The sequence below is a fragment of the Mesorhizobium sp. B1-1-5 genome (genome assembly GCF_006443065.1).
In the GTDB taxonomy this organism is placed as follows: Bacteria; Pseudomonadota; Alphaproteobacteria; order Rhizobiales; family Rhizobiaceae; genus Mesorhizobium.
In genome coordinates, this window is record NZ_VFWS01000065.1 from 1 (window position 1) to 21008 (window position 21008).

Genomic DNA, 21008 nt, shown 5'->3' on the forward strand with positions numbered 1-21008 from the left:
GACGGAGCTTCGCTCCTGCTCCGCCCTGGAATGACGATCGCGATGGGCGTTTCGGCCAATCTCCAACGCGTGCCACCAACGCAAACAGAGTCGACCGGTCAAAATCCCTGTGCAGTGCCACTAGGGGGCACGGATTGCATGCTGGCCTCATCCAAGGCATAATTCAAATTATCGTTTTTCGGGCAATAGCCCTATATTTCTGATGGCTGGAAGAACTTTCGACACGATGCCTCCGCTCGACTGGCTGCGCAGTTTCGAGGCTGCCGCCCGCCTGTCGAACTTCACCGCCGCGGCCGCCGAGCTCGGGCTTACGCAAGCCGCCGTCAGCCAGCACATCCGTTTTCTGGAGGAGCGGCTCAAGACGCGATTGTTTGCGCGCCTGGCGCGCGGCGTGGCATTGTCGCCGGAAGGCGCAGCCTATCTCCCGCACATCCAGTCGGCATTCGCGACCATCGGCAACAGCACCAACGAGTTGTTCGAGCCGCGTGCCGTGCAGATCGTCAGGATCCGCGTCCCCATCTCCTTTGCGATGCTGGTGCTGGTCCCGGCTCTTCCGGACCTGGCAAAGGTGCTGCCGCAGATCCGGCTCGATCTGGTGACCATCCATCGTCCGACCGACTACGACCAGCCGGGCTCGGCGCTCGACATACGCTTCGGCAACGGATCCTTTCCCGGGCGCGAGGCCGACCGGCTGACCGTCGAGCGGCTTGCCCCGGTCGCGGCTCCGCCGCTCGCCCGAGGTGGCGAGTGGACGTCATTGCCGCTTCTCCTGGTGGCGGGCGCGCGCGAGATGTGGGCGGAATGGTTCGCCGCCGCGGGCGTTTCCGGCCATCCCCGGCGCGCGCACCGCTTCGACAGTTTCGTCGCCGCTATGGAAGCCGCGAAGGTCGGCGCCGGGGCGCTGCTCGGCTCGCGGCCACTGATCGACGCGGCCCTCAAGGACAAGGTTCTCATCAGGCTTTCGGATTTCGAGCTTTCGAGCCCGTCGGGCCATTTCCTGACGAGACCGTCATCGTCGCGACTCTCCGGCGCCGAGCAGGATTTTCGCCGCTGGCTTCTGTCGCGCATCGCCAGGATTTCAGGATAGCCTGTCGGCCGCTGCCCCGATCCGTTTCCAGTAGATAAGGGTGCCGGTGAGCCCGCCATGTGGCTTAAGCGCGAAATCGGGGATCTCACCGGCCAAGGTGAAACCAAGTTTCTCATAAAGCCCGGCCGCGCCCTCTTCGCTGGCCGTGTCCAGCACCAGCAGCGTTCGGCCTTTGTCGACGGCCAGGTTCTCCGCTGCCCGCATCAGGGCGGTCGCGATGCCTTTGCCGCGATGGTTCCGGCCGGTCATCAGCTTGGCGATCTCGGCGCGGTGCGGTTGGTTGGGCGGGAAGTCGAGCAACAGCATGACAGTGCCGGCAAGCGCCTCGCCATGCCATGCGCCCAGCAACGCCCTTTCGCCGCGCGCCGCCGCGGCAAGCGACTTGCGCCAGAAATCCCGCGCCGCCTCCGCCGACAATGGATGCATGAAGCTCACCGATCCGCCGGCGGCGACCGTCTCGATCAGCAGATCGGTGAGCATCGCGATGGTCGCCGCATCGTCGCGCAACGCCCGGATTTCAAGGGAATTCATGCTGGTGCTCTCCAGGCGACGAAACATCGGGGACAGGTCATTCGAAATGGCCGATGCGTTTGCGTCGTCGCGCCCGCCGGATTTCGGCGATACGGTCGGCGTCGTCCTCGCTGAGATGGCGGCCACGCTCCAAAATCTCGAGCGTATATTCCTCATAGGTCAGACCGAGCCGTTCGGCTCTCTCCAGCCGCATCAGCATGACGGCGTGGCTTGGCGCCTTCCAAGCCTTGTCGCGGGCGGCGCGCCAGGCGAGGAAAATGTAGGCATCGCCCTTGCCCCAGGGCGGGCCGTCATAGTCGTCGAGCGGCGGCCCGCCATTGTGCGAGCGTTTTGGGCGGCGAGACATCGGAGTCAGTCCCTGACCAGCGCCACGAGATACTCCGCCGCATCCGGTCCGGGAGCATGAAAGACGCAATCCGAGGGCGCGCCCAGCGCCAGGCAGTCGCCAGGCTCGAGCCGGTGCACCACATCGCCCTCGGTGAAATCGAGCCTTCCGTCGATCAGCCATATCTGCTGCTTGATGAAGGCGTAGGATGCCGCCGGCAGACTGACCTTGGCACCTGCCGGAAGGCTGACCCTGACCAGTTCCAGCGGCATCTGCGATGCCGGCGATAGATGCCGCCTGATGTACCCGGTTGCCGGATCCTGCCAGATCGGCTGCTCGTCCCGGCGCGAAATACCGCCGCCTTGCATCTCGGCCCGTGCGATCAGCGTCGACAACGTCATGCCGAAGGCCGCCGCGATGCGCACCAGAAGCGCCGCGGTCGGACTGTTCGTGCCGCGTTCGATGGCGCTCAGCATCGCCTTCGAAACGTCCGAGCGCTCGGCCAATTCGGCAAGCGACCAGCCCCTCACCGTTCTTTCGGAGCGTATCCGCCTGCCGATCGTGGCGGTAATACTATTCGATATATCATTCATTCGTCCAATATATCGGATTTTTTCAGCCTGGAAAGAGGCCAGTCGATCGAATTGTCGCGCCGGGCTTAACGCTGCCTACACCATCCGACCTCACCTGACTTTAACCCCGATTGGGTAGGGTCGAGGCTCCAGGGGAATGGGATCAGGTCAGCCATGTTTGTCGAACGCGAAGCCTCCGTTGGCGAACCGACTTCGCAGGAGCGCCGCAACATCCAACAGAACGACAAGCGGATTCTCGGCAATGTCGTGCAATGCGACGGCGCGCGCGCCACCATCAGTGCCCATGCCGAAGACACCGAAGGCGCGATCAGCGGCCTTTGGACCGTCGGTAAGATGATCTCCATCAATCTCGGTTCGACACGAACGGTCGGCCTTGTCTATGCCATCGGCAAATCGGATCGCGCCTGGAACCACGAAGGGCAGAATCCGATCGAGGTCAGCGTCGAACTGGTCGGCGAGGTGCGCGACGGCGTCGAGCCCGGCGCCAAGCCGGTGTTCGATCGTGGCATCACCACCTATCCGCATATCGGCGCCATTGCTCACCGCATCCGAACCCGCGACCTGCAGGCGGTCTACGATCTGGCCGGGCGCCATTCGGTGACCATCGGTACGCTGTCGCAGGATGAGTCGATCGATGCCAATATCGCCATTGACGACACGCTGGCGCGTCATTTCGCCATCGTCGGCACCACCGGTGTCGGCAAGTCGACAGCTGTCTCGCTGCTGTTGCGCAAGACGATCGAAGCGCGTCCGGATCTGCGCGTGCTCATCCTCGACCCGCATAACGAGTTCGCCGCCTCGCTGCCGGAATATTGCGTGAAGGTCGATTCCAAGACGCTCGACCTGCCGTTCTGGATGTTCAGGCTGGAGGAGTTCGCCGAAGTGCTGTTTCGCGGCCGCGAGACGGTGCCCGAGGAAGTGGATGTCCTGCGCGACCTGATCCCCGCCGCCAAGAACCTTTACCGCAACCCGAATTCCGGCACCTATGTCAGGCGCGGCAGCGACGCGCTGACGGCGGACACGCCGGTGCCTTATCGCATTGCCGATCTCATCAAGCAGATCGACGAGCGCATGGGCATGCTCGAAAGCAAGAACGACCGCCCGACCTTGAAATCGCTGAAGACGCGCATCGAATCGGCGGCGGCCGATCCGCGCTACCGCTTCATGTTCAATTCGCGGCTGATCGAGGACACCATCCACGAAACGATCGGCAACATCTTCCGCGTCCCCAACCATGGACGCCCGGTTACCTGCTTCGAGATGGCGGGCATGCCTTCGGAAGTCGTCAACTCGGTCTGCTCGGTGCTGGCACGCCTGGCCTTCGACCTGGCGCTGTGGAGCGAGGGCCGGCTGAAGCTGCTGCTGCTTTGCGAGGAAGCCCATCGCTACATGCCGGCCGATCCGCGTCTCGGCTTCGCGCCGACAAGGCACGCGCTGTCGCGCATCGCCAAGGAAGGCCGCAAATACGGCTGCTATCTCGGCGTCGTCACCCAGCGTCCGGGCGAGCTCGACCCGACCATCCTGTCGCAGTGCTCGACCTTCTTCGCCATGCGGCTTGCCAACGAGCAGGACCAGGCCATCATCCGCTCGGCGATCGCCGATTCCTCGGCCTCGACCCTGGCGTTCCTCTCCTCGATGGGGCAGCGCGAAGCCATCGCCTTCGGCGAAGGCGTGGCGACCACGATGCGGCTGAAGTTCGAGAAGCTGCCGCAGGAGTTCATCCCGGGCACCGCGAAGGGCGAGAAGATCGATCCCTCCGCGGACGGCAACGACGTCGATCTCGCCATGATCGTCGAGCGGCTGCGCAACGTGCCGAAGCCGCAGCAGGCCATGGCCTTCGCCGAGGCTGTGGATTCCTCCCGCCAGGCCGGCGACCCGGACTACAAGAAGCCGGCCACCGCCGCGCGCGTGCAGCCGGACGACGACTTCGACACGCGCTACGGCCTGAAGCCCTCGACCTTCGGCATGCGCCAGCTCAACGATTGAGCCTGCAATCATGAAAGCAGGGGTAAATCCCGCCAGGAAATTCGTCAGGCTGAGTCGGCTGAAGTTGCCTTCGAGAACCGGAGCGGAGCGGACATAAAGTCCGTGAGCACCGGAAGCGCAGAAGGAAGCTTCAGACGGCCAGCCTCACGAATTTAGTGGTGGGATTTTAGGCGCAGACGCGGTTGCGGCCTTGCTTCTTCGCCTCATAGAGCTGGCGGTCGGCGCGGCGGTAGAAATCCTCCGCGCTCTCCTTGTGGTCCCAGACGGCAAGGCCGACGCTGGTGGTGACCTTCAGCCGCACGTTGCCCGACATGATCGACATGTTGGCGACCGCCTTGCGGATGCGCTCGGCGAACCTGGCCAGCAATTCGACATCCATGTTGGGGGTGACGACGGCAAACTCCTCGCCGCCCAGCCGCGCCACCACGTCGTGATAGCGCGTCATGCCCCGCAGGCAGGTAGCGACGGCCCTCAGCACCTCGTCGCCGACGTCATGGCCATGCGTATCGTTGACCTGCTTGAAATGGTCGAGATCGAGGATCATCAGCCCGACCGGCCTGTCGATGCGGCGAAACTCGTGCAGATATTCGCGCAGCGCATCGTCGAAATAGCGGCGGTTCTGCATTCCGGTGAGACTGTCGGTGAGCGCCGCCTGCTCGAGCGTCTGCGAGCGGGCGCTGAGCGAAACCGTCATGGCCCTGAGCTTGCCCTCTTCCCGCACCTGGCCGCGGATCAGCGGGTAGATGAAGAAGGTGCCGAAGAACAGCGCGGTTGCCAGCAGCGCCCCGGTGACGAACAGCAGTTTGTTGAGATAGACAATTCTGTCGACGCGCGATGCGGTGTCGAGGTCGGCAGCGATGTCCTGCAATTGGCCATAGGCGTTGTAGGTCACCAGGCCCGCAGCCAGGATCACGAAAATAAAGACGAAAAATGCGGATTCCGCCTTATGGAAACGCATCTACTCCCCGCGGCACTGTAGCCCCGAGGTTATGGCATGGCCGACCTTACGGACAGTTAACCCGAGCAACCTTGGCGAGAATTAGAGCCGGGGATTTTAAGGCGCTGATTGAAAAAGCTTTTAGTCAGTCCTGAACAGCCGGTTCGTCGCCCGGCCGCAGCCTGCGCCACTCCGCGCTCAGCTGATGCCTGAACCAGGTCGACTGACGCTTGGCATATTGCCGGGTCGCGATCTTGGCGCGTTCGATGGCTTCGGGAAAACTTGACTGGCCGGCCATCGCAGCCTGCAGCTCCCGCACGCCGATCGCTTTCATCGCCGGCAGGTCCGGGTCGAGGCCGAGCGCGGTGAGTCGACGCACTTCGTCGAGAGCGCCCTTGTCGAGCATCTTGTCGAAACGCGCCTCGATGCGCCGGACCAGTTGCTCGCGGTCCGGCTCGATGACCAAGAAGCGCGCGCTGTCGCGATCGATCAGTGGCCGACCGCGCACCGCCTGCCATTCGAGGATCGAGCGCCCGGAAGCGTCGAGCACTTCGAGCGCCCGCACGATACGCTGGCCATCGGTCGGCCTGAGTTGCATGGCCATAGCCGAATCCTCGTGCATCAGCAGGCGATGCAGCCTTTCGGCCCCTTGCTCCTTGAGCTCGTAGCGCCAGCGCTCGCGGACGGACGGCGGAATGTCCGGCATATCCGAGATGCCTTCGGCCAGCGCGCGGAAGTAGAGCCCGGTGCCGCCGACAAAAACGGCCGGACGGCCCGACAGCACGCCGTCGTCGATCAGCTTTGTCACGTCGCGCAGCCAGGCGCCGGTGGAATAGGCGGTGGCGGGATGGACATGGCCGTAAAGGAAATGCGGAACGCGTGCCATTTCGGCGGCGCTCGGCCGCGCCGTCAGGACATCGAGCACCGAATAGCCCTGCATGGAATCGGTGTTGACGATGACGCCGCCATTGCGTTCGGCGAGATCCAGCGCCAGCGCCGACTTGCCGCTGGCGGTCGGCCCGGCTATCAGGATCGCGTTCTTGATGCGGCCTTCGCCCGCCTGCCTGCCGGAATTCTCAATGCCGCTGATCGCCACTTTAGTATCCCGTCCAGAAGCCCGCGCCGTGCCGGCTTCGCTTGCGAATATGGCCTTGCGGGCCGCCGGCGCAAGCGCCGTTCATTGGCTGGCCGAGGACGTCGCCTGCGATCTCGTTTTGCCGCAGACGCCGGATATCGGCGAAATGACCGCCAATCTGCGCGCAGCATTGGCTTCCGAGCCGGTCGACGTCATCGTCCAACCAGGCGAAGGCAGGCGCAAGAAGATCCTGCTCGCCGATATGGATTCGACCATGATCGACCAGGAATGCATCGACGAGCTAGCCGACGAGATCGGCGTCAAGGACCATGTGGCGGCGATCACCGCGCGCTCGATGAATGGCGAGATCGCCTTCGAGCCCGCCCTGCGCGAGCGCGTCGCCTTGCTGAAAGGCCTCGACACAGCCGTGGTCGACCGCATCATCGCCAACCGGCTGACGCTCGCCTCCGGCGGTCGCGCCTTGGTGCAAACGATGCGCGCCCATGGCGCCTGGACGGCGCTGGTCTCCGGCGGCTTCGACGTCTTCACCAGCCGCATCGCCGATATGCTCGGATTCCAGGAAAACCGCGCCAACCGGCTGATCGAGAAGGACGGCACATTCACCGGCATGGTGGCCGAGCCGATCCTCGGCCGCGCCGCCAAGGCCGAAGCATTGCTCGACATCGCGGCACGGCTCGGGCTGACGACGGAGGATGCCGTCGCGGTCGGCGACGGCGCCAACGATCTCGATATGATCCGTCTTGCCGGCACCGGCATCGCGCTTCACGCCAAGCCGACGGTGGCCGAGCAGGCCCGCATCCGCATCGATCATGGCGACCTGACCGCGCTGCTATATCTCCAGGGCTACCGCCGGGATGAGTTCGCCTTGTGAGGTCTCCGATGACGCCGATCCGCACCGACCGCCTGATCCTGCGCAACTGGGAGGAGCGCGACCGCGAGCTTTTCCACCGCGTCAACTCCGACGAGCACGTGATGGAGTTCTTCCCGTTCCGCCGCGACCGTGCGACCGCGGATGCCAAGATGGACAAATTCCGCGCCTGGATCGATGAGGATGGCTACGGCTTCGCCGCGGCCGAGATCGCGGCCACCGGCGAATGCATCGGCTTCGTCGGTCTCCTGGATACGGATGATGTGCCATCGCTACCGGACGGCACGATCGAGATCGGCTGGCGGCTGGCGCCGGAATTCTGGGGCAAGGGTTATGTCACCGAGGCAGCGGAAGCCTGGCTCGCCTTCGGCTTCGAAACGCTGAGGCTGGAGGAGATCGTCTCCTTCGCCGTCGCCGAAAACCATCGCTCCATCGCCGTCATGAAGCGACTCGGCATGCAAGCCGATCCAGGCGGCGATTTCGACCATCCGAGCGTCCCCGACACCCATCCGCATCTCAAACGGCATGTCCTCTACAGGTTGTCGCGCCGGGACTGGCAGTCGCGACGTATCTGATCAATGCCTCTCAGAAAGACGTTCGTCTCCGGACTGTGGCGGACCATCCGGGACCTGATCGAGAATCCTGGCAAAATCCGCGCCCGATGCATTGCCCGCCCGTTGGCGTAGGAAATCGGCCGCAGTCTCCATGGCACCGACCTTTTGTGCCACGGCCGAGGCGATCCACTGATTAAGCGAAACACCGTCCGCTTTTGCCAGGCGCGCCGCCGCTTCCTTGACCGAGAGGGGCAGCTTCAAAGGATATGTTGCCTTGCTCATGTTCGAGTTCCTTCCAGCAACTCGGCCGGACCGATGACCGGAATGCCGAAGCTAGCTTTCGCGATCAAGAAGTCTCGGCGGTTGTACGTGACCAGCGCATTTGCCCTGCCATTGACAGCAGCCTCCAGCACCATTTCATCCTTCGGATCGGCCAACTGCGGACGCCAGAGAAAGTGCAGCTCGACAGGCTCCGCCAAGGCTGCAAAGCCAGCCAGCAAGCGATCTAGCTCGACAGCTGACAGGCGATGGATGGCCGCTTGCTCCGGTCGTGACAGCACTGCTTCATACTCAAGAAACAGTGCCGTCGTCACCAGCGGCCGAACATGCCTTTCAGCGATCAACCGCAAGACCGCAAACGAAGCTCCGTTTCTGCTTCGCAGGCCCGCAGTCAGAATGTTCGTATCCAGCACTATTCGCTTCACAAGTCAAAATAATACATCCCATAGGATGTTTCAACAGACCTGTTAGCAAGCCGGACTCAATCCATCCGGATCGTCACGAAGCGCAGTTCGCCGGTCTTCGACGCCAGCATCAGCAGCGCGTTCTTGCGGCCCTGCTCCTTCAGCGCGCCGATCCGGTCCATGACGTCCTTCGGCGTGCCGACCGATTCCTGCGCGATCTCGGTGATCACCTCGCCGGGCTGGATGCCGCGCTCGGCCGCCGCCGAATTCTTGGCGACGTCGGTGATGACCACGCCGGACACATCGGCCGCGATGCCGAACTTCTGCCGTGTCTGGTCGTTGAGCTCGCCGACGGTCATGCCGAGCACCGAGGCCGTCGATACCGGAGGCGTCGCCTTGTCGCCCTTGTCCTGGTCGGTGTTGCCGTTCTCGCCGCTGGCCAGCTTCTCGCCGTCCTCCAGCCGTCCGAGCGTCACCTTGACGGTCTGCTCGACCCCCTTGCGCACGATGACGACGTCGACCGCCTTGCCGACCGGGCTTTCGGCGACGACACGCGGCAGGTCGCGCATTTCATGGATATCCTTGCCGTCGAACTTGATGATGACGTCGCCGGCCTGCACCGAACCGTTGTCGACCGGCCCGCCCTTGATGACGCCGGCCACCAGCGCGCCCTTGGCGGTTGCCATGCCGAGGCTTTCGGCGATGTCCGCCGTCACCGGCTGGATGCGCACGCCAAGCCAGCCGCGCCGCGTCTCGCCATACTGGCGAAGCTGGTCGACGACGCCGGCAGCAAGCTGCGAGGGGATGGAAAAACCGATGCCGATCGAGCCACCCGACGGCGAGATGATCGCGGTGTTGATGCCGATGACCTCGCCCTCGGCATTGAACAGCGGGCCGCCGGAATTGCCGCGGTTGATGGCGGCGTCGGTCTGAATGAAGTCGTCATAGGGGCCGGAATTGATGTCGCGGTTGCGCGCCGAGACGATGCCGACCGTCACCGTGCCGCCCAGGCCGAACGGATTGCCGATCGCCATCACCCAGTCGCCGACGCGCATCTTGGTGGAATCGCCGAATTTCACCGCCGTCAGCTTGTGACCCTTGGGGTCGACCTTCAGCACCGCGACATCGGTCTTGGTGTCGGTGCCGACGAGCGTCGCCTTCAGCGTGATGCCGTCGGAGAAATTGACCTCGATATCGTCGGCATCGGCGATGACGTGGTTGTTGGTCACCACGATACCCTGCTCGGCATCGACGACGAAGCCGGAGCCGAGCGACTGCACCTTCTGCCCGGCGCCGCCCTTGTCGCCGCCGCGATTCTTGAAGAAATCGTCGAAGAAGTCCTGGAACGGCGAGCCCTCGGGCAGCTGCGGCATCGGCACCGCGCCCGGCCCTTCCGTGCCTTTCACCGTCTGCGAGGTCGAGATGTTGACCACCGCGCCAAGCAGGCGCTCGGCGAGATCGGCGACCGAGGGCGGCCCGTCGGAGGCGATCGTCGGTGTGACGAAGGACGGGACGGCAACAATGCCGACCGCGAATGCGGTGGCGCCGGCGAAGACCATGCGCCGCGCCGCGCGCAACAGGGTGTCGGATATCATCGTGGCCTCCCGGTGTGTCTGAAAAGGACAGGCGTTTTCCGCAAAGACGCCCTGTCCGGTTCATGTTGGCAAGAAATACGGCACGTTTGCGGCTATGCCCGTCTTCTCAGGATAAATCGTCCGTCGCCGCGGCACCAATGAATTTCATCAGCCGCGAACCAGCCACACAATGGCGACGCCAACCGCGATTGCCGCCAATCCTCCGAACCGCAGCGCGTTCTCGGGCATCGACTGCATTTCGCTCGCCAGTTTCCGGGCTAGGCCCGGAAACCCGCCATAGACCAGGCCCTCTATCACCAGGACCAGCCCGATCGCCGCGACAAAGTCCTGCACCGCCGCTACTGGGCGGTGCCGGGTTGCGCGGCCGGTGCGGCAGGCGGCGTCGCAGGCGCGGCCGGCTGCCCGGGCTGAGGCTTGCTGTCCGGATCACGGAAGTAGCGGAAGAACTCGGATTCGGGCGAGAGCACCATCGTCGTTCCGGTGCTGTCCAGCGCCGTGCCGTAGGCATTCATCGAGCGATAGAAATCGAAGAAGGCCGGATCGCGCTTATAGGCGTCCGCGAAGGTCGCGCTGCGTTGCGCCTCGCCCTCGCCGCGCAGGATTTCCGATTCCTTCTGCGCCTCGGCGACGATCTCGACGACCTCGCGGTCGGCCCGCGCCCTGATGCGCTGCGCGGCCTCGTTGCCGCGCGCCCTCAGACGCTCGGCTTCCGCCAGGCGCTCGGCCTTCATGCGGTCATAGGTCTGCTGCGAGACCTCCGCCGTCAGGTCGGTCCGGCGGATGCGCACATCCTCGATGTCGAGGCCGAGCGATGTCGCGTCGGGGCGAAGCTGATCGCGCACCTCGCGCATCATGACGCCGCGTTCCTCGGAAAGCGCGGCCTCGAAGTCGCGCAGGCCGTAGACACGGCGCAGCGCCGCATCGAGACGCGTCCGCAGCCGTGCCTCGGCCAGTTCAACCTGACCGGACACCGCCGCGCGGAACGTGCGCGGATCCGAGATGCGATAGGCGATGAAGGCGTCGACCTCGTAGAACTTGCCGCCCGAGACCTGGACGCGGATGTTGTCGAGGTCAAAGCGCATCACCCGCTTCTCGACCATCTGCACGCTGTCGGCGTCGAAGAAGGCGAACGGCGCCTTGAAGTAGACGCCAGGCTCGCTCTTGACGTCGATGATCTCGCCAAATCTCAGAACGATCGCCTGCTGGCCCGCATTGACCACGAAGATCGAGGAGTAGAGCAGGAACAGAAGGACAGCCGCAATGACGGCGACGATGGGAAGACGGTTGGCCATCACTGGTTGCCTCCCGTCGTGACGCCGCCCAGCGGGGCCGGCGCCGGCTGCGCTTTCGGCTGCAATGCCGGCAGCGGCAGGTAAGGCAGAACGCCCTGACCGTTGCCCTGCTCGACGACGACCTTGTTGGAGTCCTTCAGGATCTTCTCCATGGTTTCGAGGTAGAGGCGCTTGCGCGTGACGTCGGGCGCCTTGGCATACTCGTTGTAGACGGAGATGAAGCGCTGCGCCTCGCCTTCCGCCTCCTGCACGACGCGGTTCTTGTAGGCGGCGGCGTCCTCGCGGACCTGCGCCGCCTGGCCGCGTGCTTGGCCGAGCTTCTGGTTGGAATACTGGTTGGCCTGCTCGACGAACTTGTCCTCGTCCTGCTCGGCGCGTTGCACCTCGTCGAACGCGTCGGCCACCTCACGCGGTGGTGCCGCGTCCTCGATCGAGACTGCGTTGACCTGGAGACCGGTCTTGTAGCCATCGAGCGTGCCCTGGATGATCTCGCGCACCCCGGTTGCGATACCCTGGCGGTCGTCGCGGAAGATGTCCTGCGCCGGCCGCCGGCCGACGACTTCGCGCATGGCGCTCTCGGCGACCTGGGTCAGCATGCCGTCGGGATCTGAAACATCGAACAGATAGGCTCTGGGATCGGAGACCTGGTAGGCCACCGAGAACTGCACGTTGACGATGTTCTGGTCGCCGGAGAGCATCAGCCCGGAGCCGCTGCTCGACCCGCCGCCGATGCTGACGAGCTGCTCGGAGATCTTGGCAGTCTCGACCGTTTCGATCGGCCACCAGTGGAAATGCAGGCCCGGCTGCGAAAGCTCGGTCTTCGGCTGGCCGAAGCGCAGTTCGACGGCAACCTCGTCGGGCTGCACGGTATAGATCGCCTTGAAGGCCCATAGCACGATGAGGGCCAGCGCGATCAGCCCGAGCACCGCCGGGCTGGCGCCACCGCCGCCCGGAAGCGCACGCCGCAGCCTGTCCTGGCCGCGGCGGATGATGTCCTCGAGATCGGGGGGCGAACCCTGCGGGCCGCTTGGCCCTTTCGGTCCCTGCCCCCAGGGCCCCTGATTGCCGCCGCCGCCCCATGGGCCGCCGCCACCGCTCTTGTCGTTCCAGGGCATGAATGTCCTTTCGCTTCGGTTCCCTCGGGCCTTGCGGCGCAATCCTAGCGCATGACCACGAAAACCCATATCGGTTTTCGAAAAGGAATCATGCCCCAAAATCAAAGTATTACGGCGGCCTCTTGCGCGTCCGGTTGGACGCGCGCCGCTGCAGCACCGTTCTTCTATAGGGACGCCTTGACCCGCTTTCAACGCGATGTGCCATCGTCCCCGTGCGATTTGGACGGGTAGCGACCCTTTGTCGTCGTCAACGATCGTCGCGTCGGCGCTCGTAAACCGTGTAACGCGTGGCGTGGCTGTCTTTCTCGCCGGCAGGAAAATCCTCGGCGCTGACGACTTGCCAGGCGCTCGGATCGATCGGCGGGAAATGGGCGTCGCCATCGACGCTGGCCAGCACATGGGTCACGTGCAGCCGGTCGGCAAGCGGCAAGGCCTGGGCATAGATCTCGCCGCCGCCGACCACGCAGATCTCCTCCGCTCCCGCGATGCAGCGGCCGCGCACCTTGGCCAGAGCGATCGCGTCCTCCAGCGAGTGGGCCACCTCGATGCCCTCGGCGCGCCAGGTCTTGTCGCGCGTCACCACGATGTTGAGCCGGCCGGGCAGCGGCCGGCCGATGCCTTCATAGGTCTTGCGGCCCATTATGATCGGCTTGCCCATCGTGTCGGCCTTGAAGCGCTTGAGATCGGTGGAAAGCCGCCACGGCAGGCCGCCTTCGCGGCCGATCACGCCGTTTTCGGCGATGGCGACATAGATCGCGATATCCATCAGCCGCCGTTCCCGCCATTGTCCGACGGCTCGAGCAGAAGGATGTCGATATCGTGCTCGGGATAAAAATCCTTCGCGGTGACCTCGAACGTCGTCGGTCCGACCTTTTTGACATTGTCGCCGCAGAAGGAGACGAGGCTTTTGGGGCTGCCCTTGTCGATGGTGAGCTTGAAATTGCCGATGGTGCCGGATGCCCAGTTGCCCCCCGTCGTCAGGATGTAGGCGATCCGGCTCTCGTAATATTTCGGATAACCGTCCGGATTTGCCTTGGCCGCCTTGCGCACCGCGTTCTCGAACGTCTGATCCATGCAATAGCGGGTCTTGTAGGCCGCATACTGGCCCTGGAACTGCCCATCATAGAAGAAGCTGACCGAGGACGTGCCACCGACGCTGGGCTTGTAGCGGTGCGAGACATGGACCTCCTTGTTGGCCGGGAAGGTCGAGCGCCACCAATAGGTCGAGCGTAGCTGCCAGAACGGCGCAAAGGCGGTTTGCATGCCCGAGCCGCTATCGGCCGTATCCTCGATGATGATGCCGCGGTCTTCCCAGTCCTTGGCGACATCCTTGGGCAGCTTCGCCAGCGCCGCCTTGGCGGCGTCGCCGAATGGATAGAGCGGCACGTTCTGCGCCTTGAGATCGGCGGTGATATCGATGCCGAGCGCCAGCGCCTTTTGCTCCAGCTGCGGCTTCGCATCGACGCCGTCGATCGTCACCTCGAAGCCGAGGAAATTGTCGCTCTGCGCCTCCGGGATGGCCGGCATCTCGTTGGGATCGCCTTCGATGTCGGGCATCGGGAACGCGACGATGGAGCTGACATCCTTGTCGGTGTTGTTGCGGAACACATAGTCGACCGTCACTTTCTCCGGCGAGATGAAAAGGTCCTCGCTTTGCATGGCGACGGCGTCGCTGCGCGACAGGATCAGCCCGCCGGTGCCGAGCTCGGCGACGGAATCATTGGCGAAGGCCGGGGCAGCCACGAGCGCCAGCGCTGCGGTCAGTACGGTGCGTAACATGGACCCTCCTCTGTGCGGCGATACCGGGATCAGCCGAATGCGCAGTTCCATCTAGCCGTTTCAGGACGGCGTTTCAAAGCCCTTCGTCGGCCGATACGGGTACTTCTGGACACCGCGCCGCCGATCGGGCAGGAGATCGCCATGCGCAAGCTTCTCGTCATCGGCATCGGCGCCGGCAACCCCGACCACATGACGGTCCAGGCCATCGACGGCCTGAACCGCGCCGACGTGCTGTTCATTCCCGACAAGGGGGCGAAGAAGAACGATCTTGCAGATTTGCGCCGGCAGATCTGCGACCGCTTCGTCACCAATCCGAAGTCGCGCCGGGTCGAGTTCGATGTGCCGGTTCGGGCCGAGCCGACATCGTCCTATCGTGTGACAGTCGACGACTGGCACGAAGCGATAGCGGAAATCTACGAAACCCTGATCCGCGACGAGCTTGCCGACGATGGCTGCGGCGCGTTCCTGATCTGGGGCGATCCGTCGCTCTATGACAGCGCGCTGCGTATTCTCGAGCGCGTGCGCCTGAGGGGCAATGTCGATTTCGAGCTCGAGGTCATCCCCGGCATCACCGCGATCCAGGCGCTGGCCGCCGCCCACGCGACTGCGCTCAACCGCATCGGCGATTCGATCCTGGTGACGACCGGTCGCCGGCTAACCGAAGAAGGGCTGCCCGCGAACGCCGGCTCCACCGTCGTCATGCTCGACGGCAAATGCGCCTTCAACACGCTTGCCGACCAGGACGTCCTCATCCAGTGGGGCGCCTATCTCGGCACGCCCGACGAGATCGTCATCTCCGGACGCTTAGGCGACGTGGGTGCCGAAATCGAAAGGGTTCGCGAAGACGCCAGAGGAAAGAAGGGCTGGATCATGGACATCTATCTGCTGAGAAAATCAGGGGAGTAAGGGAGTAGGGGAGTAAGGCAATAGGGGGCGCACATCGCATGCGCAGGCGGCCAGGACATCACATCCTACTCCCCTACTCCCCTACTCCAGCATCGATCTCCGCCTGCAGGGCCCGCATATGGACGGCGGCGGCCGATGAAGCGGCGCGCTCTATGGCGCGAAACCGGCTGACGACCGCCAAGCCCGCCGATGTCAGTTGCGCGCCGCCGCCTTTGCGGCCGCCGGTCTGCGCCGCGACCAGCGGCTTGCCGAACACGCGGTTCATGTCCTCGACCAGATCCCAGGCATGCTTGTAGGACATCTCCATGCCGCGCGCCGCGGCCGAGATCGAGCCGAAGGCGGCGATCTGCTCCAGCAATTCGATCTTGCCCGGACCGATCCGGCCATCGGGGTCGAGATTTATCCGCAGGCTGAGCGACGGCATTTCATCTCCTCGGATTCCACGGCACGACAATAGTCCCTATGGCAAAGAAGCGCTATTCCAAATATACATAGCGACATGATCGAGAACCTCAAACGCCGACTTCGGCCGGCAGGCCGGCGCCGGTGTTTGCGCGATCGAAGCTCACCGTCTTGATGACCGCGAAGACCTGGCTTCCCAGCTTGAGGCCAAGCGCTTGCCGCGATTGCTCGGTGATCCGCGCGATCACAACCGCGCCATGGCAATCGATGCCGATTTCGACCTCGGGCCCCTCGCCCGGCTTCATGCCGACGATCGTTCCCGACAGGATATTGAGCGCGCTGAGGCCGGCGGGTTTCTCGGTGGCGACCATCACGTCGCGGGCGCGGATGCGAATGCGCACCGGAGCGCCCGCCGCCCGCGCCAGTTTCGGCACGCGGATTTCGCCGGCCTGCGAAGCAAGCACCGTCATGCCGAAGACCTCGTCGTGACGCAGCACCTTGGTGTCGAGCACCGCACCGCCCTCGCCGCGCTCCTCCGCCGGCAACAGGTCGAGCCGCCGCATGATCGCCTCGGTCGGCCCCGCGGCCGCCACCTTGCCCTGCGAAAGCACCACCACGTCGCTCGCCAGCCGCGCCACCTCGGCGACGGAATGGCTGACATAGACGATCGGGATCTTCGTCTCGTCCCGCAGCCGTTCGATGTAAGGCAGGATCTCGGCCTTGCGCGCTTCGTCGAGCGAGGCGAGCGGTTCATCCATCAGAAGCAGTTTCGGGCTGGCAAGCAGCGCGCGGCCGATCGCGACGCGCTGCCTTTCGCCGCCCGACAGTTTCGCCGGCTGCCGGTCGAGCAGGTGACTGATACCGAGCAGGTCGACCACCGCATCCATTTTGGCATAGCGCTCGGAAGACGGCGTGAACCAGCGGCCGTAGCGCAGATTGCCGGCGACGCTCATATGCGGGAACAGCCGCGCATCCTGGAACACCATGCCGATGCGCCGCTTGTGCATGGGCACGAAGATGCGCGCGGCGGTGTCGACCAGCACATTGCCGTTGACCGAGATACGCCCTTTGTCCGGACGGATCAGGCCGGCGATCAGGTTGATCAGCGTCGACTTGCCCGAGCCGGACGGCCCGAACAGCGCCGTCAGCCGGCCGGCGCTCTCGAAACGGGCTTCCACGGCGAAATCGCCGAGGCGATGGCTGATGTCGGCCGAGAGTGTCATTCGATGTCCATCCGCCGGCCGACCCGCCGCGCCAGCACTTCCGAGGCGATGAGCGCGGCCATCGAGATGACGATCGAGATCAGCGTCAGCCTGAGCGCGCCTTGATCGCCACCCGGCACCTGCGTGAAGGTGTAGATCGCCGAGGGCAGCGTCTGCGTTTCGTTGGGGATGTTGGAGACGAAAGTGATGGTGGCGCCGAATTCGCCCATCGCCTTGGCGAAGGAAAGGATCGCTCCCGCGATCAGGCCGGGCAGGATCAGCGGCAGCGTGATGGTGGCGAACACCCAGAGCGGATTGGCGCCAAGCGTGCCGGCCGCCGCTTCGATCTTGCGGTCGACAGCCTCGATCGAGAGCCGGATGGCCCGCACCATCAGCGGAAAGCCCATGACCCCGCAGGCCAGTGCCGCGCCCGTCCAGCGGAACGAGAAGATGATGCCGAGATGCTCGGCAAGGAAGGCGCCGGCCGGGCCGCGCCGGCCGAAGGTGAGCAAGAGCAGATAGCCGGTCACCACCGGCGGCAGGATCAGCGGCAGATGCACCAGCCCGTTGAGCAGCGTCTTGCCCCAGAAACGCCCCCGCGCGAGCAGGAGCGCGATCAGGACGCCCGGCGGCAAGCTGGCGATCATCGCCACCGTTGCCACCTTGATCGACAGCCGGACCGCATTCCATTCGTCGGGAGTGAGGTCCAGCAGCCAGTTCATGATTGTGTTTGCGCGGTCTTTCTCAGTTGCTCGGTGCGAGGACCGTGAAGCCCTGCTCCTTGAACAGGTCGGCGGCCTTGGCCGACTCGACGCATTTCAGGAAGGCCGCCGCATCCTTGTCCTTCGAATCGGCGGTCTGGGCAATCGGGTAGATGATCGGCGGATGCGAATCTTCCGGGAAGGTGCCGACGACCTTGACGCCCTTTTCGGCATGCGCGTCGGTGGCGTAGACGATGCCCAGAGCCGCCTCGCCGGTCGACACCAGCTTGAGAGCTGCACGCACATTCTCGGCCTGCGCGATCTTGCCCTCGACCGACGACCAGACGCCCAGCGATTCCAGCGCCGCCTTGCCGTATTTGCCGGCCGGCACGGCCTTGAAATCGCCCATGGCAAGCCTGCCGTCGCCGATCAGCTTGGCGAGATCGAAGCCCTTCTCGACCTTGGTCTCGACCGCGGAATCCTTCGGCGCCACCAGCACGATCTGGTTGCCGAGCAGCTTCACTTCGGTATCAGGCTTGGTCAGCTTCTTATCGGAGAGATATTTCATCCAGTCGAGGTCGGCCGAGACGAAGATGTCGGCCGGCGCGCCGCCTTCGATCTGCTTGGCGAGCGCCGAGCTCGCCGCGTAGGAAATGGTCGCTGCTTCGCCGACTTCCGGCTCGCAGGCCTTGTTGACCGCGTCGAGCGCGTCCTTGAGGCTGGCCGCGGCAAACACGACCACCTTGTCGTCGGCATGGGCCGCCGGCACTGCCGCCATCAACATCGCCGCCAGACCGCCAAAGGCGATCGCCTTCAACCCGAAACCCTTGCCCGTCATGAAGTCTCTCCCTGGTTCCAAAATCCGTACCGCCAAAAGCCTTGGACCGATATATCCGTATGAACATAACAAGGGAAGGCTTTTCACCTGTCGCGGCATTGTGCGCCGGCGCGATCTCAGCCTACGGCGAATGCGAAACGGAAGGGCGAAGCTCAAGGAGGGACGCATGAAGATCAGCGCCCGCAACATCCACAAGGGTGAGGTGACCGAGATCGTCAAGGAAGCCACCACACTTCGCATGTCAGGATCGACATCGGCGGCGGCGTCATCGTCACCGCGTCAATCACCAAGCGGTCGCCGGCCTCGTGATCGAGAAGGGCAAGCAGGCCTATGCGGTGATCAAGGCCTCGGACGTCACGGTTGGCATCGATTGAGCCGAAGCTGGCTCACACCGCGATAGGCGCCTTGATACTCGCGTCCGCGAAATAATTCTCGAGGCGGAAATCCTCGAAGCGGAAGGCGAAGAGGTCCTTCACCTCCGGATTGATCCACATCGTCGGCAAGGCCTTGGGCGTGCGCCGCAGCTGCTCGCGCGCCTGCTCGAAATGGTTCGAATAAAGATGCGCATCGCCGAGTGTGTGGACGAAGTCGCCGGGCTTCAGCCCGATTACCTGCGCCACCATCAGGGTGAGCAAGGCATAGGAAGCGATATTGAACGGCACGCCGAGGAAGACGTCGGCCGAGCGTTGGTAGAGCTGGCAGGAAAGCCGGCCTTCCGAAACATAGAACTGGAACAGGCAGTGGCAGGGCGGCAGCGCCATCGCCTCGACTTCGGCCGGGTTCCAGGCCGAGACGATCAGCCGGCGCGAGTTGGGATTCTTGCGTATCTCCTTCAAAAGGCCCGCAATCTGGTCGATCTCGCCGCCATGCCCGTCCGGCCATGAGCGCCATTGCTTGCCGTAGACCGGCCCGAGATCGCCGTTCTCGTCGGCCCATTCGTCCCAGATGGTGACCCCATGATCGTTGAGATATTTGATGTTGGTGTCGCCGGCCAGAAACCACAGAAGCTCGTGGATGATCGACTTCAGATGCAGCTTCTTGGTGGTCGTGACCGGAAAGCCGCGCGAAAGGTCGAAGCGCATCTGATAACCGAACACCGAGCGCGTGCCTGTCCCAGTACGGTCGCCACGGTCGGCACCGGTCTCCAGCACATGCTTCAACAGGTCGAGATATTGGCGCATCGGCTCTGCCTCGATTCGAGTAATAGCCGATAATAACCGATAGCCAGGTGTCCGGACACACCAAAACGGCGCCATTAGCGCCTGTGCACCACTACACTTCCAAACGTTTGCGCCGCCCCTCATTGCCCTGCCGGGCATTTCTCCCCGTATAGTGACGGGGAGAAAGGACATGGCTGCCGCGCTGCAGCGTTTCTTGCAACGCTGACGGTTGGCGAAACCGCCTAAGACAGCGCCCTTCTCCCCGTCGCTATACGGGGAGAAGATGGCGGCAGCCAGATGAGGGGCAGCGCCGACGCCCCGTGACGTAAATTCAAATCCGACGCGACAGCCTTGCCGCGCCAGTCTTCGCCAGCCGACGCGCGACCGTCAGAGGGAGCCGAGTTTGCCGAGATCCTTCGCGACCAGGTAGTAAAAGGTCACGCGGCTCTTGGTGTTGTCGGCCTGCATCGCCTTGCAGGTCTTCTCTATCGAGGCATTCGCCTTTGCGGCATCGGCGATGCCGAGCTTCTTGCCGATCCAGTTCTCCCGCACGCGGTCGAGTTCCTTCGGATCGGTGCAGGACACCAGCGAGGAATCGCGGTTCCTGAGCGCAATGCCCAGATGCTTGACGATCTTATCGACCGCGTCGGCGCTGGCGCCGGCATCATATTTCTTCACATCCGCAAGATAGTCGGCCATCAAACTTCCCCTCGTCGGCGCCACGGATCCGATCGATGAGGGTTGTGGCGCGCCGCGCAACCTGTGCGCTAGGTCAGAGACTCCTCACCGGCAGCGAGATTTGATTGAGTAGGCGCGCAAGTCAACCCTTGGCTGTCGTTTGGCACAACCGGTTAAGCGCCGGTTTTGGCCTTTATTTTTCCCTCGCCGCTCCCTATATACGGTTCGTCGGCTTGACCGACTATGGCGATAAACAGGCGATGAAATAAGCCGTTCGGACCCGGGGGCGGTACCCGGCGCCTCCACCAAAAACCGCTCTGGTTGACGGAGCGGCTTTTGCTGGGGGCGAAATAGGATCGACGAAGGTGTAAAGATCGTACTTTTGCCCGGCATTGTACCACCGTTATCGGGCTAAACTTATAGTTGCCAACGACAACTATGCGGAAGCTCGTCTCGCTGCTTAATGCGGCGCGAACGCTTCAAATCAAGCCCTAGGGGTTCGCACTTCTAGGCGGGGTTCGGAGGTACCTGGCAACAGAAACCTCCACCTTCCCCCTCCTTGGTTCTTCCCAATAAACCGACCGGTGCCTGATGCGCGGGCACAGCCTTGCCGCCCATCATCCATGGACAGGCGATGCAAAACGATACCGATCGATTTTTCGTGCTGACCTCTATGCGGA

Annotated in this window: 24 protein-coding genes, 1 other RNA gene and 1 pseudogene; 7 read left to right on the forward strand and 19 right to left on the reverse strand. The window is 63.8% G+C overall.

The window, feature by feature from the left end; genetic code table 11:
• Positions 1-226: 226 nt before the first annotated feature.
• Positions 227-1087 carry a LysR family transcriptional regulator gene (locus FJ980_RS19045; RefSeq protein ID WP_140545363.1) on the forward strand — a complete coding sequence of 287 codons (861 nt, stop codon included), beginning with the start codon at positions 227-229 and terminating at the stop codon, positions 1085-1087.
• On the opposite strand, the gene FJ980_RS19050 is transcribed toward FJ980_RS19045, so the two are convergent.
• Genes FJ980_RS19050 through FJ980_RS19060 form a run of 3 tightly spaced genes read right to left on the reverse strand, consistent with a single transcriptional unit; the run spans position 1079 to position 2536 of the window.
• Positions 1079-1618 carry a GNAT family N-acetyltransferase gene (locus FJ980_RS19050; RefSeq protein ID WP_140545364.1) on the reverse strand — a complete coding sequence of 180 codons (540 nt, stop codon included), beginning with the start codon at positions 1616-1618 and terminating at the stop codon, positions 1079-1081. The two genes, FJ980_RS19045 and FJ980_RS19050, sit on opposite strands and share 9 nt — an antisense overlap.
• Positions 1619-1655: 37 nt before the next feature.
• On the reverse strand, positions 1656-1964 hold the full coding sequence (locus FJ980_RS19055; RefSeq protein ID WP_140545365.1) for a hypothetical protein: 309 nt from the start codon (positions 1962-1964) through the stop codon (positions 1656-1658).
• Between the two features lie 5 nt (positions 1965-1969).
• Positions 1970-2536, reverse strand: a complete 567-nt coding sequence (locus FJ980_RS19060; protein WP_140545366.1) for an XRE family transcriptional regulator — start codon at positions 2534-2536, stop codon at positions 1970-1972.
• 153 nt (positions 2537-2689) lie between these two features.
• On the opposite strand from FJ980_RS19060, the gene FJ980_RS19065 reads away from it, so the two are divergent.
• Positions 2690-4522 carry an ATP-binding protein gene (locus tag FJ980_RS19065; RefSeq protein ID WP_140545367.1) on the forward strand — a complete coding sequence of 611 codons (1833 nt, stop codon included), beginning with the start codon at positions 2690-2692 and terminating at the stop codon, positions 4520-4522.
• Between the two features lie 166 nt (positions 4523-4688).
• Here FJ980_RS19065 and FJ980_RS19070 read toward each other — a convergent pair whose 3' ends face one another.
• Together FJ980_RS19070 and miaA are read right to left on the reverse strand one after the other, a co-directional pair.
• Positions 4689-5480, reverse strand: coding sequence for a GGDEF domain-containing protein (locus FJ980_RS19070; RefSeq protein ID WP_140545368.1), 792 nt, complete (start codon positions 5478-5480; stop codon positions 4689-4691).
• Positions 5481-5604: 124 nt separating this feature from the next.
• A complete protein-coding gene (gene miaA, locus FJ980_RS19075; protein ID WP_140545391.1) occupies positions 5605-6549 on the reverse strand; it encodes a tRNA (adenosine(37)-N6)-dimethylallyltransferase MiaA in 945 nt (314 codons plus the stop codon).
• Between miaA and serB the strand changes: the two genes are divergently transcribed.
• Positions 6539-7426, forward strand: coding sequence for a phosphoserine phosphatase SerB (serB, locus tag FJ980_RS19080; protein WP_140545369.1), 888 nt, complete (start codon positions 6539-6541; stop codon positions 7424-7426). The genes miaA and serB overlap by 11 nt on opposite strands.
• Positions 7427-7434: 8 nt before the next feature.
• Positions 7435-7998, forward strand: coding sequence for a GNAT family N-acetyltransferase (locus tag FJ980_RS19085; protein ID WP_140545370.1), 564 nt, complete (start codon positions 7435-7437; stop codon positions 7996-7998).
• On the opposite strand, the gene FJ980_RS19090 is transcribed toward FJ980_RS19085, so the two are convergent.
• From FJ980_RS19090 to FJ980_RS19125, 8 genes are all read right to left on the reverse strand, one after another.
• Positions 7999-8259, reverse strand: a complete 261-nt coding sequence (locus tag FJ980_RS19090) for a pilus assembly protein HicB (protein ID WP_140545371.1) — start codon at positions 8257-8259, stop codon at positions 7999-8001. It lies immediately after the preceding gene.
• A complete protein-coding gene (locus FJ980_RS19095) occupies positions 8256-8669 on the reverse strand; it encodes a putative toxin-antitoxin system toxin component, PIN family (protein ID WP_246676464.1) in 414 nt (137 codons plus the stop codon). Before FJ980_RS19095 ends, FJ980_RS19090 begins: the two co-directional genes overlap by 4 nt.
• A gap of 68 nt (positions 8670-8737) precedes the next feature.
• Positions 8738-10255: a DegQ family serine endoprotease gene (locus FJ980_RS19100; protein WP_140545373.1), complete on the reverse strand. Its 1518-nt coding sequence runs from the start codon at positions 10253-10255 to the stop codon at positions 8738-8740.
• 147 nt (positions 10256-10402) lie between these two features.
• Positions 10403-10588, reverse strand: coding sequence for a DUF2065 domain-containing protein (locus tag FJ980_RS19105; RefSeq protein ID WP_095764777.1), 186 nt, complete (start codon positions 10586-10588; stop codon positions 10403-10405).
• A 5-nt stretch (positions 10589-10593) separates the two neighbouring features.
• Positions 10594-11547, reverse strand: a complete 954-nt coding sequence (locus FJ980_RS19110; protein ID WP_140545374.1) for a protease modulator HflC — start codon at positions 11545-11547, stop codon at positions 10594-10596.
• Entirely contained in the window at positions 11547-12662 is a 1116-nt protein-coding gene (gene hflK / locus FJ980_RS19115) for an FtsH protease activity modulator HflK (protein ID WP_140545375.1), read from the reverse strand. The genes FJ980_RS19110 and hflK overlap by 1 nt, the downstream gene beginning before the upstream one ends.
• A 247-nt stretch (positions 12663-12909) precedes the next feature.
• Entirely contained in the window at positions 12910-13428 is a 519-nt protein-coding gene (locus FJ980_RS19120) for a dihydrofolate reductase (RefSeq protein WP_140545376.1), read from the reverse strand.
• On the reverse strand, positions 13428-14441 hold the full coding sequence (locus FJ980_RS19125; protein ID WP_140545377.1) for a DUF4424 domain-containing protein: 1014 nt from the start codon (positions 14439-14441) through the stop codon (positions 13428-13430). The genes FJ980_RS19120 and FJ980_RS19125 overlap by 1 nt, the downstream gene beginning before the upstream one ends.
• A 141-nt stretch (positions 14442-14582) precedes the next feature.
• On the opposite strand from FJ980_RS19125, the gene cobF reads away from it, so the two are divergent.
• The gene (gene cobF, locus FJ980_RS19130) at positions 14583-15347 is read left to right on the forward strand and encodes a precorrin-6A synthase (deacetylating) (protein WP_140545378.1); all 765 of its coding nucleotides are present in this window, start codon (positions 14583-14585) and stop codon (positions 15345-15347) included.
• 73 nt (positions 15348-15420) lie between these two features.
• Here cobF and FJ980_RS19135 read toward each other — a convergent pair whose 3' ends face one another.
• From FJ980_RS19135 to modA, 4 genes are all read right to left on the reverse strand, one after another.
• A complete protein-coding gene (locus FJ980_RS19135) occupies positions 15421-15771 on the reverse strand; it encodes a winged helix-turn-helix domain-containing protein (protein WP_140545379.1) in 351 nt (116 codons plus the stop codon).
• A gap of 88 nt (positions 15772-15859) precedes the next feature.
• Positions 15860-16972, reverse strand: coding sequence for a molybdenum ABC transporter ATP-binding protein (modC, locus tag FJ980_RS19140; protein ID WP_140545380.1), 1113 nt, complete (start codon positions 16970-16972; stop codon positions 15860-15862).
• Complete coding sequence (gene modB / locus FJ980_RS19145; protein ID WP_140545381.1) at positions 16969-17673, reverse strand: molybdate ABC transporter permease subunit; 705 nt, start codon at positions 17671-17673, stop codon at positions 16969-16971. Before modB ends, modC begins: the two co-directional genes overlap by 4 nt.
• A 22-nt stretch (positions 17674-17695) precedes the next feature.
• Entirely contained in the window at positions 17696-18490 is a 795-nt protein-coding gene (gene modA / locus FJ980_RS19150; protein WP_140545382.1) for a molybdate ABC transporter substrate-binding protein, read from the reverse strand.
• 166 nt (positions 18491-18656) lie between these two features.
• On the opposite strand from modA, the pseudogene FJ980_RS35430 reads away from it, so the two are divergent.
• A pseudogene (locus FJ980_RS35430) lies at positions 18657-18864 on the forward strand (TOBE domain-containing protein).
• A 12-nt stretch (positions 18865-18876) separates the two neighbouring features.
• On the opposite strand, the gene FJ980_RS19160 reads toward FJ980_RS35430, so the two are convergent.
• Both FJ980_RS19160 and FJ980_RS19165 read right to left on the reverse strand, forming a co-directional pair.
• Complete coding sequence (locus tag FJ980_RS19160; RefSeq protein WP_140545383.1) at positions 18877-19671, reverse strand: thymidylate synthase; 795 nt, start codon at positions 19669-19671, stop codon at positions 18877-18879.
• A gap of 366 nt (positions 19672-20037) precedes the next feature.
• On the reverse strand, positions 20038-20349 hold the full coding sequence (locus tag FJ980_RS19165; protein WP_042644091.1) for a DUF2853 family protein: 312 nt from the start codon (positions 20347-20349) through the stop codon (positions 20038-20040).
• 167 nt (positions 20350-20516) lie between these two features.
• On the opposite strand from FJ980_RS19165, the gene ssrA reads away from it, so the two are divergent.
• Positions 20517-20877: a transfer-messenger RNA gene (gene ssrA, locus FJ980_RS19170) on the forward strand.
• Positions 20878-21008 lie beyond the last annotated feature (131 nt).

Bases quoted from the DNA above. Each gene is read 5' to 3' on its own strand.
- modB (WP_140545381.1), bottom strand. From the start codon at position 17,673: ATGAACTGGCTGCTGGACCTCACTCCCGACGAATGGAATGCGGTCCGG.
- FJ980_RS19050 (WP_140545364.1), bottom strand. From the start codon at position 1,618: ATGAATTCCCTTGAAATCCGGGCGTTGCGCGACGATGCGGCGACCATC.
- FJ980_RS19060 (WP_140545366.1), bottom strand. From the start codon at position 2,536: ATGAATGATATATCGAATAGTATTACCGCCACGATCGGCAGGCGGATA.
- FJ980_RS19120 (WP_140545376.1), bottom strand. From the start codon at position 13,428: ATGGATATCGCGATCTATGTCGCCATCGCCGAAAACGGCGTGATCGGC.
- hflK (WP_140545375.1), bottom strand. From the start codon at position 12,662: ATGCCCTGGAACGACAAGAGCGGTGGCGGCGGCCCATGGGGCGGCGGC.
- FJ980_RS19085 (WP_140545370.1), top strand. From the start codon at position 7,435: ATGACGCCGATCCGCACCGACCGCCTGATCCTGCGCAACTGGGAGGAG.
- FJ980_RS19100 (WP_140545373.1), bottom strand. From the start codon at position 10,255: ATGATATCCGACACCCTGTTGCGCGCGGCGCGGCGCATGGTCTTCGCC.
- modA (WP_140545382.1), bottom strand. From the start codon at position 18,490: ATGACGGGCAAGGGTTTCGGGTTGAAGGCGATCGCCTTTGGCGGTCTG.
- FJ980_RS19110 (WP_140545374.1), bottom strand. From the start codon at position 11,547: ATGGCCAACCGTCTTCCCATCGTCGCCGTCATTGCGGCTGTCCTTCTG.
- cobF (WP_140545378.1), top strand. From the start codon at position 14,583: ATGCGCAAGCTTCTCGTCATCGGCATCGGCGCCGGCAACCCCGACCAC.
- FJ980_RS19055 (WP_140545365.1), bottom strand. From the start codon at position 1,964: ATGTCTCGCCGCCCAAAACGCTCGCACAATGGCGGGCCGCCGCTCGAC.
- FJ980_RS19090 (WP_140545371.1), bottom strand. From the start codon at position 8,259: ATGAGCAAGGCAACATATCCTTTGAAGCTGCCCCTCTCGGTCAAGGAA.
- FJ980_RS19045 (WP_140545363.1), top strand. From the start codon at position 227: ATGCCTCCGCTCGACTGGCTGCGCAGTTTCGAGGCTGCCGCCCGCCTG.
- FJ980_RS19065 (WP_140545367.1), top strand. From the start codon at position 2,690: ATGTTTGTCGAACGCGAAGCCTCCGTTGGCGAACCGACTTCGCAGGAG.
- serB (WP_140545369.1), top strand. From the start codon at position 6,539: ATGCCGCTGATCGCCACTTTAGTATCCCGTCCAGAAGCCCGCGCCGTG.
- FJ980_RS19125 (WP_140545377.1), bottom strand. From the start codon at position 14,441: ATGTTACGCACCGTACTGACCGCAGCGCTGGCGCTCGTGGCTGCCCCG.
- FJ980_RS19165 (WP_042644091.1), bottom strand. From the start codon at position 20,349: ATGGCCGACTATCTTGCGGATGTGAAGAAATATGATGCCGGCGCCAGC.
- modC (WP_140545380.1), bottom strand. From the start codon at position 16,972: ATGACACTCTCGGCCGACATCAGCCATCGCCTCGGCGATTTCGCCGTG.
- FJ980_RS19160 (WP_140545383.1), bottom strand. From the start codon at position 19,671: ATGCGCCAATATCTCGACCTGTTGAAGCATGTGCTGGAGACCGGTGCC.
- FJ980_RS19070 (WP_140545368.1), bottom strand. From the start codon at position 5,480: ATGCGTTTCCATAAGGCGGAATCCGCATTTTTCGTCTTTATTTTCGTG.
- FJ980_RS19135 (WP_140545379.1), bottom strand. From the start codon at position 15,771: ATGCCGTCGCTCAGCCTGCGGATAAATCTCGACCCCGATGGCCGGATC.